The sequence below is a fragment of the Sorangium sp. So ce834 genome (assembly GCF_051521425.1).
Taxonomy (GTDB): domain Bacteria; phylum Myxococcota_A; class Polyangia; order Polyangiales; family Polyangiaceae; genus Sorangium; species Sorangium cellulosum_D.
The window spans coordinates 13,846,989-13,861,083 of sequence record NZ_CP150351.1 but is presented as its reverse complement, the minus strand read 5'-3'; the positions used below and the strand labels follow the sequence as shown (position 1 = coordinate 13,861,083).

At 73.6% G+C, this 14,095-nt stretch carries 10 protein-coding genes; 6 read left to right on the top strand and 4 right to left on the bottom strand.

Annotated features, from left to right (window positions below; genetic code table 11):
• Positions 1-137: 137 nt before the first annotated feature.
• From WMF20_RS50770 to WMF20_RS50750, 5 genes are all read left to right on the top strand, one after another.
• Positions 138-2,531 carry a hypothetical protein gene (locus WMF20_RS50770; protein ID WP_437609492.1) on the top strand — a complete coding sequence of 798 codons (2,394 nt, stop codon included), beginning with the start codon at positions 138-140 and terminating at the stop codon, positions 2,529-2,531.
• Positions 2,532-2,586: 55 nt separating this feature from the next.
• The gene (locus WMF20_RS50765) at positions 2,587-4,671 is read left to right on the top strand and encodes a serine/threonine-protein kinase (RefSeq protein ID WP_437609490.1); all 2,085 of its coding nucleotides are present in this window, start codon (positions 2,587-2,589) and stop codon (positions 4,669-4,671) included.
• 97 nt (positions 4,672-4,768) lie between these two features.
• Entirely contained in the window at positions 4,769-5,872 is a 1,104-nt protein-coding gene (locus WMF20_RS50760; RefSeq protein ID WP_437609488.1) for a serine/threonine-protein kinase, read from the top strand.
• Positions 5,873-5,884: 12 nt separating this feature from the next.
• Positions 5,885-6,568 (top strand): hypothetical protein, encoded by a 684-nt coding sequence (locus tag WMF20_RS50755; RefSeq protein ID WP_437609486.1) that lies wholly within the window; start codon positions 5,885-5,887, stop codon positions 6,566-6,568.
• A gap of 8 nt (positions 6,569-6,576) precedes the next feature.
• The gene (locus WMF20_RS50750; protein ID WP_437609484.1) at positions 6,577-7,575 is read left to right on the top strand and encodes an MBL fold metallo-hydrolase; all 999 of its coding nucleotides are present in this window, start codon (positions 6,577-6,579) and stop codon (positions 7,573-7,575) included.
• Positions 7,576-7,642: 67 nt separating this feature from the next.
• Here the strand turns inward: WMF20_RS50750 and mobA are convergent, their stop codons facing one another.
• Complete coding sequence (gene mobA / locus WMF20_RS50745; RefSeq protein WP_437609481.1) at positions 7,643-8,356, bottom strand: molybdenum cofactor guanylyltransferase; 714 nt, start codon at positions 8,354-8,356, stop codon at positions 7,643-7,645.
• 244 nt (positions 8,357-8,600) lie between these two features.
• On the opposite strand from mobA, the gene WMF20_RS50740 reads away from it, so the two are divergent.
• Positions 8,601-9,902, top strand: coding sequence for a CapA family protein (locus WMF20_RS50740; protein ID WP_437609479.1), 1,302 nt, complete (start codon positions 8,601-8,603; stop codon positions 9,900-9,902).
• Between the two features lie 30 nt (positions 9,903-9,932).
• On the opposite strand, the gene WMF20_RS50735 is transcribed toward WMF20_RS50740, so the two are convergent.
• The 3 genes from WMF20_RS50735 to WMF20_RS50725 all read right to left on the bottom strand — a co-directional run bounded on the left by WMF20_RS50735 (position 9,933) and on the right by WMF20_RS50725 (position 13,886).
• Complete coding sequence (locus WMF20_RS50735; protein WP_437609477.1) at positions 9,933-10,898, bottom strand: NAD(P)-dependent alcohol dehydrogenase; 966 nt, start codon at positions 10,896-10,898, stop codon at positions 9,933-9,935.
• Between the two features lie 395 nt (positions 10,899-11,293).
• Positions 11,294-12,136 (bottom strand): hypothetical protein, encoded by an 843-nt coding sequence (locus tag WMF20_RS50730; RefSeq protein ID WP_437609475.1) that lies wholly within the window; start codon positions 12,134-12,136, stop codon positions 11,294-11,296.
• Positions 12,137-12,200: 64 nt separating this feature from the next.
• A complete protein-coding gene (locus WMF20_RS50725) occupies positions 12,201-13,886 on the bottom strand; it encodes a vWA domain-containing protein (RefSeq protein WP_437609473.1) in 1,686 nt (561 codons plus the stop codon).
• Positions 13,887-14,095: the final 209 nt, after the last annotated feature.

The window sequence follows — 14,095 nt, the reverse complement described above, 5'->3', positions numbered from 1 at the left end:
ATCACCCGAACACCGCGCGTACGGGCCGCCCTGACTGCTGTCGTGACGCGTTGAGACGGCGTTCGGGGAGGGTCGGATTCCTGTTGCGCCGCGCTCCTGAACGGGGTGACGCTCTCTCACCTTCTTAGGAGAGAGGCATGCCTACCGAAGTCATCGTCCGGATCCGTTCCCTCCGCGGGATCGTCGACCTGCCTGGCACGGTGGACGCCGTCGGACCGGCCGCGTCGTCGGCGTTCGAAGAGCGCAAATCCACGCCGGGCATTCACCTGTTGGCGGCGGCGACGAGCGACAGCGACTATGCCATCTCGCTCCAGGCGCCGGTGCCCTCCGAGAGCCTCACGGCGCTCCGGGAGCGCGAGGGCAAGCCGGTGCTCGTGATCTTTCCGGGGCGCACGCCGGTGCGCCGGCGGCTTCAGGCCGTGTCCGTCTCGACGATCGAAGTGGTCCCGGATCAAGGCGTGGCGTCGCAGGCCGCCCCGCTCGACCTGACCGCCGGGCGCGAGGGCGCCGCGCCGCTCTGGCTCCTGCCCGTCGGGGTGTTCAGCACGAGCCCGGCCCTCGGCCCCGACGGGCCCGCCGCCCGGGATGCCCTCGTCACCGCTGCCCGGTGGATCTCGTCGCGGCGGACGAGCACCTTCACCCAGCTCTTCCCGCCGAGCGCGTTCCATCCGGAGGAGCCGGTGCGCAAGGAGCGGCTCTCGGCGGGCCGGGGCATGGCGCTGCTCGATCAGGCGCGGGCGGCGATCGAGGTGGCGGCCGTGGGCGGCGAGGAGGCGAAGCGCGATCCGGTCGGGGCCGCGACCCTGCGCTCGGCGGCGGTGACCGTCCTGTCGCACCTCATCGCGACGTCGCTGGACGACCGCGGCTTCGCGCCGGTCGCCGAGCGCGCCGCCGAGGAGATCTTCGCGCTGATCGAGAGGGAGGCGGGCGACGAGACGGCCCGGCCGGCGCTGCGCGCCCACGCGATTCACCTGCTCCAGCTGCGCGCGCCGGCGCTCACGGCGGCCCAGCAGGAGCGCGCGCGGGGGCTCGTCCGCGGGCTGCTCCGCGAGGCGCCGCCTTACGACGAGCTCACGGGCCCGTGGAGCTTCGCCATCTGCAGCGCCTCGGAGTTCCACGAGGGCGAGTGCCGCATCCTCGTGTCGACGTACGGTTTCAAGCCAATCCCGCTCCCGCCCGAGGCGCCCCCGTCGCCGAGCGGCTGGAGCCCTTACCGCGCCTTCGAGGCCCCGTTCAAGACGCCCGCCGGCGAGCCCATCCGCGTCTTTGCCCGCACGGCCCTGCCGCGCGACGAGAACCTCGAGATGGGGATGACGTTCTTCATCGGGCTGCTCATCAACCGGCACGCCCAGCTCGGCGCCTTCGATCTCCGCGCGGCCGCGGTGAAGGTGCGGCAGGAGGGCTACAAGCTGATGATGAACTCGCAATGCGCGGGGCTCACCACGCGCTTTGCCATCTCCCAGATGTTCCCTGACGCGGACATCTATTCATCGTGGGACTCGACGTATTTCCGGGTCGGGTCGGACGGGGCGGTCAGCTCCTCCGAGGGGATCGATTGCTTCGTCGCCGCGCTGCGCGGGATGAGCGAGCGCGCGTCGCACGCCGAGCTCGACGCGCGCATCCGTAAGGCGCAGTGGCACCACCCGCAGGCGCAGGTCCCCGGGTTCACGCAGTTCGTCGGGCCCTCGCACCCGCTCGTCGTCGCCCGCTACTCCGACGTGAACCGGGACGGGCGCGCGGATTATTACGATGGCTTCCTCGACTTCCAGCTCACGGAGATCGCCGAGGACATGGAGGCGTCGATGACGCCGCGCGACCCGGGGGTGAGCGCGTCGCAGATCAGCGGCGACGCCGCGGCGGGCCTCAACTGGGCGGCGGGCAGCCTCAATCGCGTGGCGCAGTACTCGGACATCTGGGCCGGGCTCGCGGGCCACAGCGAGCTCTATTATGTCTTCCAGTCCGGCGGCTTTTACAGCCACCGCGAGCCGCCGCACGACGTGCCCACCGGCAAGGCCGCGCAGCAGGATCTCGGGCGGCTCCCGGCGGTCACCCGCTATCAGGAGACGAAGGACGCGCTCGGCGGCCTCTCGGTCGAGGTCATGTTCCACAGCCACCTGAGCCACGCGGCCCAGGAGCTGAAGCGCCTGCTCTGCGCGGCCGACGCGATGCGCCGCGCCTTCGATCTCGGCTACCTCTCGGGCGGAGAGGCGCTGTCGACGCCGCGTGGCCAGCGCTGCGCCATGCTCCTCACGATGGCCGGCCTCCTGGAGTTCCCCGCCGATCAGAACTTCATCGACGGCCTGTGGTCGATGGCGCTCAAGGCGCTGCGGCTCCCGGAGGTCTCCCGCAGCACGGTGCGCGCCTGCATCACCGACGAGGATCACGAGGCGTCGAACTACTACGGTTCGCGGCGCGGGCTGGGCCAGCTCCTGGCGGCGCTCGAGAAGAGCGATCCGGTGACGTTCGAGCAGCTCGGCGCGGACGATCCGCTCGTCGGCCGCCTCGCCGAGATCGACCTCGGCGGGGCCTGACGCCGGCGCGCCCGATGCTTGAGGCGCTCAGTCCATCGTCGTACACTCGACGGCAATGAGGTTGTTGCAGGCCGTCGCGCGGATCGGGCTGAAGCCAGGGGACGATCCGGGGCTGCGCCAGCGCAAGGTGATTCTCACGGTCACGGCCGCGCTCAAGGCGGCCGCGTGCCCCGTCTGGGCGATCGCCTATGCGGCGAGCGGGGATGTCCGCTCGGGGGCGATCCCGCTCGGCTACGTGGTTTGCACGGTCCTCAGCCTGGTCCACTTCGCCCGGACCAAGGCGTTTTCGGGCTTTCGCTTCCGCCAGGCGCTGCTCATCTTCGCGCTGCCGTTCCTCATGCACGCGAGCCGGGGCGGGTTCGTCGCCTCGAGCGGCGTCGTCCTGTGGGCGCTCCTCGCGCCGCTGACGTTCTTGCTGTTTCACGGGTCGCGCGCGTCCATCCCCTGGTTCACCGCCTACGCGCTCCTCGTGGTGCTCGCCGGCGCGGTGGATCCCCTGCTCGCGGCGCACGCGGCGCCCTCGCCCCCGGCCCTCATCGCCTGCTTCTTCGCGATGAACATCCTCACGGTGTCGGCCATCGCCTACGCCGCGGTGCAGTACTTCGCGCGCCAGCTCGAGGAGGAGCAGGAGAAGCTCGCGGAGCTCGTCGCCTCGTCGGCGCAGGCGCTCGACGACGTGGCGACGTGGTCGTCCGCGGCGGCGGCGCAGGTCGCGGCGGCCATCGGGGCGCTCGAGGTCGCGGTGTGGAAGGCCGAGGAGCAGCGGATGGTCAGCCTGACCGAGACCGCCACCGAGGCCCCGTCGGCCGAGGAGCTCCGGAGCGCCGCGCTCGCCAGGCGATCGCTCCCGAGGTCATCGGACGTCGTGGTCCCCGTCGTCGGCCTGTCGGGCGACGTCCACGGCGCCCTGGTCGTCGTCGGGAGCAGGGTCGCGTGGAGCGACACGACGAGGCGCCTGGTCGACTCGTTCGCTCACCACCTCGGCAGCGCGCTCGAGCTGTCGCGCCTGCGCAAGGAGCTCGCCGGCGCGGCGGAGCGACGGAGGGCGACCCTCGAGGACATGGTGGGCCGCGGGATCGACGTCCTGCACATGTGCCCGAGCTGCCACCGCTGCTATGACCAGAACGCGCAGCAGTGCAGCGACGACGGCGCCCCGCTGAGCATGCCACGGCCGTTCCCTTACCGCGTCGCGGGGCGATATCGCCTGACCCGGGCCGTCGCCGAAGGCGGCATGGGCCGGGTGTTCCAGGCCCACGACGAGCGGCTCGGGCGCATGGTCGCCATCAAGGCCATCCGGACAGAGCACTTCCACAACGACGACGTGCGCGCGCGCTTCGAGCGGGAGGCGCGCCTCGTCGCGCGCATCCAGCACCCGTCGGTCGTCGAGGTGTACGACTCGGGCGAGCTCGAGGACGGCTCGCGCTACATCGTGATGGAGTGGCTGGACGGCTGCAATCTGGCGCACGCCATGCAGCACAACGGGCCCGGGACGCCGCCTCAGGTCGCGCTCCTGCTGCGCGAGGGGGCGTCGGCGCTCGCGGCCGCGCACGCGGCGGGGCTCGTGCATCGCGATGTGAAGCCGGAGAACATCCACCTCGTCCCGTCGACGTCTCCGGGCGGCTTCCGCGTGAAGATCCTCGATTTCGGCATCGCCAAGGAGATGTCCGCCGACGCCTTCGCGACGTCGACGGGCATGTTCCTGGGGACGCCGCTCTACATGGCGCCCGAGCAGGCGAGCGGCAAGCCGGTGGACGCGCGCTGCGATATCTACTCCTTCGCGGCGGTCGCCTATCAGGCGCTCACCGGGCGGCGCGTCGCCGGCGGAGAGGAGCCCTCCACGGTCCTGTCGAGCCTCTCGCGCGCCGTCCCGCCGCCGGTCTCGTCGCTCCTCCCGGAGACGCCGCCGGAGGTCGACGACGCCTTCGCCAGGGCGCTCGCGCTCTCGCCCGCCGAGCGCCCGGACAGCGTCGAGGCGTGGGTGAGCTCGTTCGTCGATCGGCTCGACGGGCTGCCCCGGCGGTGCCGGGGCTGGCGCATCTCGGACGTCACGCACGATCTGGACGACTTCGGCTGCGTCGACACGGTCCGGATCAACGAGCCCGCGGCGAGGCTCCCGTCGCCGGCGCCGCGCGCGTCGTGAGCGCCCGGTAGCGCGGGGCGCCGTACGTTGCCCCGCGCGCGGGAGGTGGGGCCTTGCAAAGAGGCCCGCGGTGGGGCTATGCCCGGAACGGGACCTCATGCTGTGCCCTCGCTGCCACCGGCGGTACGCGGACGATCACCGCTTCTGCCCGCACGACGGGGAGAGGCTGGTCCAGAGCCTCGACATCCGGCGGATCCGGGCGCAGCCCACCGAGCACGTTGGCGCCGTCGTCGCCGATCGGTACCGGGTGCGGGGGCTGATCGGCAGCGGCGGCATGGCGCAGGTGTTCCTGGCCGAGGACGCGCAGGGCGGCGCGCCGGTCGCGCTGAAGCTCCTGGAGCCGAGGTTCCGCCGCGAGCCCAAGGTGAAGGCGCGGTTCCTCCTCGAGGCCAAGGCCGCGGCCACGGTGGTGCACCCGAACATCGTCGAGGTCCTCGACATCGGCCTTCACGAGGGGTCTCCGTACCTCGTGATGGAGTTCCTCTTCGGAGAGTCGCTGAGCTCGCTGCTCCTGCGCGAGAAGCGGCTGTCGCCGGAGGCCGGCGTCCCCATCCTCCTGCAGGCCGCCGCGGGCCTCGGCGCGGCGCACCGCGCGGGGATCGTCCACCGCGACGTGAAGCCCGCCAACGTGTTCCTCGTGGGCGAGAAGGGCGACGCCTGGGCGGCCAAGGTCGTCGACTTCGGGTTTGCCAAGCTGTACGAGCACTCGGGGCTCACCCAGGCCGGGGTGACCGTCGGCACCCTGGAGTACATGGCGCCGGAACAGACCATCAGCGACCCGCCCGACGCGCGCACGGACGTCTACGGCTTTGGCATGCTCATGTACCGGATGTTCTCCGGCCGGCTCCCCTTCAGCGTCGCGCGGGGCTCCTCCCAGGCGCTCTCGCCGGCCATGGAGGAGGCCATGGTGCTGGCCAATCAGCTCATGACGCCGCCCCCGCCGCCCAACCTGGGCGCGAGCCCGGCGGCGAGGTCGCTCGAGGCGGTGATCCTGAGATGCCTGCGCAAGCGGCCGGAGAACCGGTATGCCTCGATGGAGGCGGTCGTCGAGGATCTCGGCCGGCTCGGCCGGCCGGGCGCGCTTTTGGCGGACGCGCCGCTCGCCTCGCCCGACGTGTACGCCGCGCGGACGCCGTATGGAGAGCACGCGGCGCGGTTCCTGTACAAGCAGCTCGGCAGGGTGTACGGCGCAGCGCCGTAGCGTAGCCGCGACATGCCCCGAGCGCGCCGCTCCGCACGACGCAGCGCCCCTGCGCTGGCCGCCTGCGCCGCCCTCCTCGGCTGGCCGCTCGCCGCGGGCGCGGCGCCGGAGGGCCCGCGCCAGGCCGCGGCGGGCGCGGCGCCGGAAGGCCCGCGCCAGGCCGCGGCGGGCGCGGCGCCGGAAGGCCCGCGCCAGGCCGCGGCGGCCGGCGCCACGGAGCCCGATATCCGCCTCACCCTGCCCTGGCTCCTCGTCCAGCTCGTGCCGAGCCCCGAGCTGTGGATCGGCTCCGGCGAGGCGCATTTCGGGATCCGCTGGCAGGTGACCCCGCTCCTTTACTCGTTCGGGATGAACCGCAAGCTCTCGCCGTGGCGCGCGTTCGTCGTGGAGCCGCTCACGCGCCACTCTGGCTCGCTCGAGCTCTTCGGCTCTCCCGAGTACATCGCCCGCCCGGGCGCGCTCGGAGAGCGCTGGATCCTCCGGGGCGGCGTCCGCGCCTATTTCCCGCTGCTCCACCGGGGAGATTACCTTTCCTGCTCGCTCGGCGGCTCGGCGATCTACGCGCGCGAGCGGCTGGGCGCCGCGTACGAGGCGGGGGTCTATACCCTCTTCGGCGCCCTGGGCGCCCAGGTGACAACCACGCCGACAGCCGCCTTGCGATCGACAACGATCACGCTCAGCATTCGTTATTTCTGACGCCGCGCATGGCTCATCGCCCCTCCTCGACGCCTGCTCGCCTGCTCGCCGCGGCGCTCCTCGCGCTCGCGGGCCTCTCGTGCGTGCCCGCGCGCATCCTTGCGGGCAACATGGGGGTCCTGTTCGACAGCCCGCGGCCCGTGCCGAACAAGGTGCACGCGCCTTACCGCCCGGAGGCGCGGCTCGCCGTTCTCTGGGTCGGACACGCGACCGTGCTCGTCCAGATCGACGACAAGCTCATCCTGACCGACCCTGTCTTCACAGACACCGTGGGGCTGATCGTGAACCGGCTCGTCGAGCCGGGGCTCGATCCGGAGGACCTGCCGCCCGTCGACGCCGTCCTCATCTCGCACATGCACTTCGACCACCTCTCGCTGGGATCGCTGTCCCTGATCGAGCCGAAGGTCCGGACGCTGCTCGTGCCCCGGGGCGGGCTCGTCTATGTGCCCAATTACCGCTTCGATTCGGTCGAGGTCCCCACCTGGACGACATGGCGGCAGGGCGATCTGAAGATCACCGCGGTCCCCGTGCTGCACTCCGGCTATCGCTACGGGCTCGACCGGGACTGGATGACCGAGAGCTTCACGGGCTATGTCGTCGAGTACCACGGGATCACGGTCTATTTCGGCGGCGATACCGCCTATGATCGCGACCTCTTCGTCGAGACGCGCGCTCGATTCCCCTCCATCGATCTGGCCCTCCTGCCGATCGGGCCGATGGGGCCGCACGATTACATGGCGCCGAAGCACGTCGATCCAGCGGAGGCGGTCCAGGCCTTTCTCGACCTCGGGGCGCGGCGGATGATGGCGATCCATTTCGACACCTTCATCAACAGCACCGACGCCTTCGGCGACGCGCCCCGCGAGCTCCGGCGCGTCATGGCGGCGCGCGGGCTCGGGCCGGATCGGGTGATCCTGCCCAGGCACGGCGAGCAGCGGATCCTGATCGCGAGGGGCGCTCCCGGCGGCGCGGCGGGGGCGAGCGCCCCGGCGCCGCAGCGGAGATAGCCGGCTCAGCAGCGGAGATAGCCGGCTCAGCAGCGCCCGCCGCGCCCGGTCCATCCCAGGCCGCGGCTCACGGGCCGCCGGCGCCCCGCCCCGCAGCCTCCGCGCTGGAGAGCTCGCGCAGGGCCGCCGCATACTCCTCGGGGGTGTTCACGTTGCGCAGCGAGCGCAGCTCCGGATCGGCGGCGCGGAGCGCGGGATCCTCGAGCAGCAGCGCCGGCCCGGCGACCAGCGTGCGCGCCCGCGCGAACAGGGAGGACAGCCGCAGCTGGTCCTCCGCGAGCAGGGCCGCCGCCTCGGCGCGCACCGCGCAGGCGTACACCGCGGCGAGCGGGTGATGGCGCCCGTCCACCTGCGGCACCGCGATGGCATGGCCGCCCGCCTGGAGCTCCGCGAGGCGCCGCACGAAGGCGGGGTGCAGGAAGGGGGCGTCGGTCGAGGTGACCGCCGCCCGCTCGGCGAGCGGCGCGACCGCGTCGAGCCCGGCCGCGATGCCCTGCATCGGCCCGCGGCCCTCCACGGGATCGCGCACGAGCAGCACCCCGTCCGGCAGCGGCGGCAGCGCCTGCCCCGGCGCCGCGACCACCGCGATGGGCCAGGCCGCCTCGCCGAGGCGCCGCACGACCCGCTGGAGGAGCGCCTCGCCGCCGAACGGCAGCCACGCCTTGGGGCGCCCCATCCGGCGGCTCTGCCCGCCGCACAGCACCACGCCCGCGAGCCCGGCCACGCGGCCCGCCGCGCCGCGCTCGGCGCCCTGCGCCATGAGGAGCTGCTCCCGCTGCATGGTCACCTCGGCCACAGCATGGGCGCGCCCGCGGGCGCCGGCCACCGGGATCGCCGCGGCGCGCGGGACGGCGGCGGCGACGGCGGCGGGCGGCGACGGCGGCGACGGCGACGGCGGCGGCGACCCGATGCATGCGCCTGCGTTTCGCCGAGCTGGGCGGCCCCTGCCCGGGGAGGTCCGCGCGCCCGGATTGTTGGGCGCCAGCGCGCGCCCGTGGATAATGCGCGCCGAGAAGCCGCTCGAGATGCGCTCCGCCCCTTTCTTCCTCGCGATGTGCGCCGCGGCCGCGCAGATCGGCTGCGAGCGGCCCGCGAACGTGGGCGCCGGTCTCGCCCCGCCGCCCGCCGTGGCGGCGGCCGCGCCCCGCGACGCGGCGGCGCCTCGCGATACGGCCGCCTCCGCCGCGTTGGCCGCCTCCGCCGCGCCGGCCGCCGCCGCGCCGGCCGCCGCCGCCGCCGCGCCGGCCGCCGCCGCCGCCGCGCCGGCCGCCGCCGCGCCGGCCGACGCGATCACGCTCATCGCGGGCGGCGACGTCTGCCTCGGAAAGGCGCTCGGCCAGGAGCTGCTCCGCAATCCGGCGCACGATCCGTTCGCCCCGGTCGCGGCGCTGTTCGCCTCCGCCGACGTGCGCTTCGTCAACCTCGAGAACCAGCTCAGCGACCAGGGCGGGGAGACCCAGCACCGGCTCCAGCCGCTCGTGTTCACGGGCCCGCCGGCCGGCGCGGACGCGCTCGCGCGCGCCGGCATCAGCGTGGTGTCGCTCGCGAACAACCACATGTGGGATTACGGCAAGAAGGCGTTCCTCGAGACGCTCGATCACCTGGAGCGCGCGGGCGTCCCCTACGTGGGCGCCGGCCGGACGCGGCAGAAGGCGTACGCGCCGGTCGTCGTCGAGCGCCGCGGCTTCCGCGTCGCGGTGCTCGCCGTGACCGGCATCTGGAACCAGGGCTCGCTCTGGGAGCACCCGGCGCGGGAGTTCGTCGCCGCCGCGGAGCGGGACGGGCTCGCCGCCGCGGTGCGCGCCGCGCGCAAGCAGCCCGGCGTGGACGCCGTCGTGGTGAGCTACCACGGCGGCACCGAGTACCTGGACACCCCGCTGCCCCCGGCGCGCGCGCTCGCCGCCGCCGCCATCGACGCCGGCGCCGACGCCTTCCTCGGCCATCACCCGCACGTGCTCCAGGGCATCGAGCTCCGCCGCGGCCGGCCCATCTTCTACAGCCTCGGCAACTTCATCATGAAGCTGAAGAGGACCGGCCCCGCGGTCGAGCTCGGCATGCTCGCGCGCCTGCGCCTGCGGCGCGGCGCGCCGCCCCTCGCCGAGATCTGCCCCGTGCGCAGCGAGGGCCTCGGGACCGTCCCGCTCGCGGCCGACCCGCGGCGCGCCGAGACCGAGGCGGCGTTCGCCGAGCGGATGCGCCGCGTCTCGGCGTTCGTCAAGGGTGAGCCGGCGATCGGCCCCTTCGACGAAGGCGGCTGCGCGCGGCTCGAGCCCGCCGCGGAGGCCGCCCCCGCCTCGCCGCCGAAGGTCGCCGGGCCGATCCGCTGAGCGGCGCCATGCCCGCGCGCACGGGCCCCCTCACGCCGCGAGCTTCAGCACCACGCTGCCCGTCTTTTGCCCCGACGCGGCGTAGGCGTAGGCCTCCTGGACCGCATCCAGGGAGACGGTACGGTCGATGACGGGCCGGAAATGCCCCTCCGTAACGAGCCGTCCCATCACCTCGAGAAACACCTTTCGGTCGATGGGTATCGGGAACACGACCCGCTGTCGGCCGAGCGCGGGCGTGAGGAGCGCCAGGAATGGATTCTGCCAGCCAGGTCCGGGCTCCGAGGAAACGTACACGCCCCGGGGCGTCAACAGGCGCTTGCAGGCGCCGAACGTGCTCTTTCCGACCGCGTCGAACACGTAGTCATAGACCTGGTCGTCCCGGGTGAAGTCTTCGTGTTCATAGTCGATGACCCTGGCCGCCCCGAGCGACCTCAACAGCTCCAGGTTCTTTGTGTTCCCCACCGCGGTCACGGTGGCGCCCATGGTAACGCACAGCTGCAGAAGCGCGGATCCGATCGCCCCGGTGGCCCCGTTGATCAGCACGCGGCGGTCCTTCTCGAGGGCCGCTCGCTGGGTGATGCTGTAAGCATACCAGGCGCCCTCGATGGAGGCTGCGGCCTCTTCGTAGCTCAGGCCGGTGGGCATGCGCGCGACCGCGTCGTCGCCGGAGATGACGAGGTACTCTGCATGAGACCCAGCCCCGAGATCGTTGATTCCCCAGACATCGTCGCCGACCGCAAAGCGGCGTACGCGCGAGCCGATCGCCTCCACCCGCCCCGCGAAGTCGGTGCCGAGCGCCTTGCTCTTGGGCCTGCGAAGGCCGGTCATGAACCGCATGATGAACGGGCTGGCCGAGAGCAAGGCACAGTCGGTGCGACTCACCGTCGCTGCGTGGACGCGAATCAATATCTCGTCATCGGCCGGCGTGGGCACTGCCACGTCTTCGATACGAATGACGGACGGCGTGCCATACCGTTCCCGTCGGGCGGCTCTCATGGTTCAGCCATACCGGGAATGGCTGAACATGTCCATGTCGTCTGGACCATTCGGCCTGGCCATCTCCGCCGGAAGATGGGTGCCGCCCGTCTTTTGCTGGAGGCACGTCCACCGGGAGACGGGTGCCACCCATCTTTTGCTGGAGCCACGTCCACCGGGAGACGGGTGCCACCCGTCTTTTGCTGGAGCCACGTCCACCGGGAGACGGGTGCCACCCATCTTTTGCTGGAGCCACGTCCACCAGGAGACGGGCGCCACCCATCTTTTGCTGGAGCCACGTCCACCGGGAGACGGGTGCCACCCATCTTTTGCTGGAGGCACATCCCCCCGGAGACGGGCGCCACCCATCTCCCGTGTGGACGCGCCAGCTCACCCGGATGAGCCCCCGGCGCGCCTCACGCCCGCTCGCGCCGCGCGCCCCCCACCTCGTCGACCGCCTCGAGCGCGCTCTCGATCTCGCGGACCATCTCGTCCGCCGCCTGCTGCTCCCGGTCGGCGCGCGCCTCCAGCGCCGACGCGTCGAGGCGCATCTCCACCCGCCGCAGCGCCTCCGCGACCCGCTTGCCCTCGGCCGAGGCGGCGTCCACGCGCCGCCGCTTCAGCGCGCCCAGCGCGGCGTCCACGGCGGGCAGGAGCGGCGCGGCCACGACCGGATCGGCCGCCTTCAGCTTGGCCCGCGTGCGGCTCGCGAGCCCGATCAGCTGCCCGAGCGGCGAGCGGGCGCGCCGGCGCTGCACCGCCCACCCGATCGCGGCGAGCGCACCGACGCCGACAAGCACGGCCGCGCCCTGCAGATAAGGCACGGCCGCGGGCGCGACGGGCGGGATCACGGCGTCCGGCACCTCGACGGTGATGCCCCCATGCAGGCAGCTGGTCAGCTCCTGCGCCGTCTGGAGCCGCGCGCGCGCGAGCGGCAGGAGCCGGAGCGGCAGGCACGGCGCCTCCACGCCCGCGAGCGCGCACGCGGGCGCCGGCTCGCCCGTCGCGATGGCGTGGACCTCGTGGGTCGCCGGATCGCGGCTCGTCACGTGGAAACCGCCCTGCGCGAAGTCGACAAGCCCGCCGCTGTCGACCGAGGCGCCGCCGGGCGCCCCCGCGGGCCAGGTCGTCGTCGCCGCGTCGACGACCGACGCGTCGGTCGAGCACACGAGCTTGCCGCGAAGGACGATCTCGCCGCCCGGCGGCACGTCGACGTGCTGCGCCGCGCGATCGCGCCGGAGAGGGAAGGTCTGGGTCATGTCCGCGCCTCGGAGGTGCCGGCGGCTCGCCGCGCTCGGGGCATCGTGGTCATCGTCATGCGCCTCAGCGGAGGTGCGACCGCGAGGCGGTCTCGAGGAGCATCGCGAGCACGAGCGGGTCGCCCAGGCCGTCCGCGGCGCCGGCGTGGCTGCGGAGGCGCGCGAGGCGGTCCGCGTCCTTCAGGAACAGCGGCTCGCCGAGCGCGCCGGCCGCGGCGCGCAGGATGCCCTCCCGCTCGGTGAGCAGCGCGACGGCGCGGGCGCGCTCGCCGAGCGCGATCCGCCTGGCGGCCTCGGCCAGCGTCTCGCCGGCGGCGAAGCCCTGGATCGTCCTGCCGACCGACGGATCGAGGCTCGCGGCGCTGTCGGCGTCGCCGGTGGCGTACGCGACCTTGAGCGGCGCCTCGTCGACGACGTTCTTCTTGGTCACCCGGTCCTTGTACTTGAGCTCGATGGACGCGACGGTCCGCGCCTCCGCGCCGGCGGGCAGGCCGAGCTTGAGGAGCAGCGCGTGGCCGTCGTCGCGCGAGAACGCCGGGATGAAGAACCGCATCCCGCCCTCGGCGTCGTCCTCGCGGTCCCTCGCGATGCGATCGCGCCGCGCCGCCTGCGCGTCCGCCGCCACCTCGATCGCCCGCACGCGCGCCGCCTCGGCGTCGCTCAGCCGGCGCGACCCGTAGACCTGGAGCAGCTTCACGTCCGGCTTCAGCCGCACCCGGAGCTCGACCGCCGTCGCCACCGGATCGAGCCGCTTGTCGAGCTCCGTCGCGAGCGCCGGGGCGATCTGATCCGGATCGCGCAGGTAGTAGTACCCGCCGGCCCCGTCGCTCGCGATGCCGCTCATCAGCGCGCCGTCGTAGTCGGCGCCGAGCCCGAACGTGCTCGTCTGGACGCCGGCCTGGAAGGCGTCGAGCGCGAGCCTCGAGAGCCGCTCCGAGCTCGTGATCCCGGCGTTCGCGCGCCCGTCGGAGAGCAGCAGCACGACCTTCACGGCGCCGTCGGGGATGCCCGGCTGGGCGGCCTGCGCGTAGCCGAGCTCCAGGCCGCGGCCGATGTTGGTGCCGCCGCCCTCGGTGATGCCCGCGATCGCGGCCTTGATCGCCGCCCGCCGGGCCCCGACGGGGCCGTCGGGGATCCTCACCGCGGCGTCGCTCGAGAAGGTGACCAGCGAGAAGTCGTCGTTCGCGTCGAGCTTGTCGACGAGCGCCTGCGCCGCGTCGCGCGCCCGCGCCATCGGCTCGCCGCTCATCGAGCCGCTCACGTCGAGCACGAGGTGCACCGACAGGTGCGGCCGCGCCGCGGGCGCCTGCGCCGTGGAGCGGAGCGCGACGCGCACGTGCACCGGGCCGCCGCCCGGCGGGACCTTCGCCCGCTCGAGGTCGGTGCGCAGGGCGAGGGTCACGCCCTTCGGGACGTCGATCGCGGGCGCGTACCGGGCGCCGACGTCGCTCACGAGCTCGCGCTCGCCGGCCGGGACGATGCCGCGCGCGACGGCCGACTCGAACGCCGCGAGGTGGCCGCCGCCGGGGCGGTACGTGGTGGCGAAGCGGCCGTTCGGGTCGAGGGCCGCCTCGGGGGCCGCGCCCCGGGCCGCGCCCTCGCTCGCCGCCGCGGCGGGGGGCGCGGCGGCGGGCGCCGGCAGGCCGCCGGCGCCGGCGAACCCCTTCCCGGCCTTCGCGCCGTCCCCGGGCGCGGCGGTCGCCAGCGGCGCCTCGCGCCTGGCCCCGGCCGCCGGCGCCCCGAGCACCACGTCCGTCGCCTCCCCCGGCGCCGATGCCGGAGACCCCCTCGAGGGCGGTGCGGACTCGGATACCTCCCTGTTGCTGCACGCGAGCCCTCCCGCCGAGAGCCAAAGCAGCAGCGCGCCGCCGAGGAGCGCGCGTCTTGCCCACACCATCCCGAGTTCGCCCATGCTCTTCTCCCTCCCCGCGGACCGAGCGGGTGCTCGGTAAGACGGGC

Coding starts and splice junctions, on each gene's coding strand:
- WMF20_RS50755 (WP_437609486.1), top strand. CDS start 5,885: ATGCCCCGAGCGCGCCGCTCCGCACGACGCAGCGCCCCTGCGCTGGCC.
- WMF20_RS50750 (WP_437609484.1), top strand. CDS start 6,577: ATGGCTCATCGCCCCTCCTCGACGCCTGCTCGCCTGCTCGCCGCGGCG.
- WMF20_RS50730 (WP_437609475.1), bottom strand. CDS start 12,136: ATGACCCAGACCTTCCCTCTCCGGCGCGATCGCGCGGCGCAGCACGTC.
- WMF20_RS50765 (WP_437609490.1), top strand. CDS start 2,587: ATGAGGTTGTTGCAGGCCGTCGCGCGGATCGGGCTGAAGCCAGGGGAC.
- WMF20_RS50770 (WP_437609492.1), top strand. CDS start 138: ATGCCTACCGAAGTCATCGTCCGGATCCGTTCCCTCCGCGGGATCGTC.
- WMF20_RS50740 (WP_437609479.1), top strand. CDS start 8,601: ATGCGCTCCGCCCCTTTCTTCCTCGCGATGTGCGCCGCGGCCGCGCAG.
- mobA (WP_437609481.1), bottom strand. CDS start 8,356: ATGCAGCGGGAGCAGCTCCTCATGGCGCAGGGCGCCGAGCGCGGCGCG.
- WMF20_RS50735 (WP_437609477.1), bottom strand. CDS start 10,898: ATGAGAGCCGCCCGACGGGAACGGTATGGCACGCCGTCCGTCATTCGT.
- WMF20_RS50760 (WP_437609488.1), top strand. CDS start 4,769: ATGCTGTGCCCTCGCTGCCACCGGCGGTACGCGGACGATCACCGCTTC.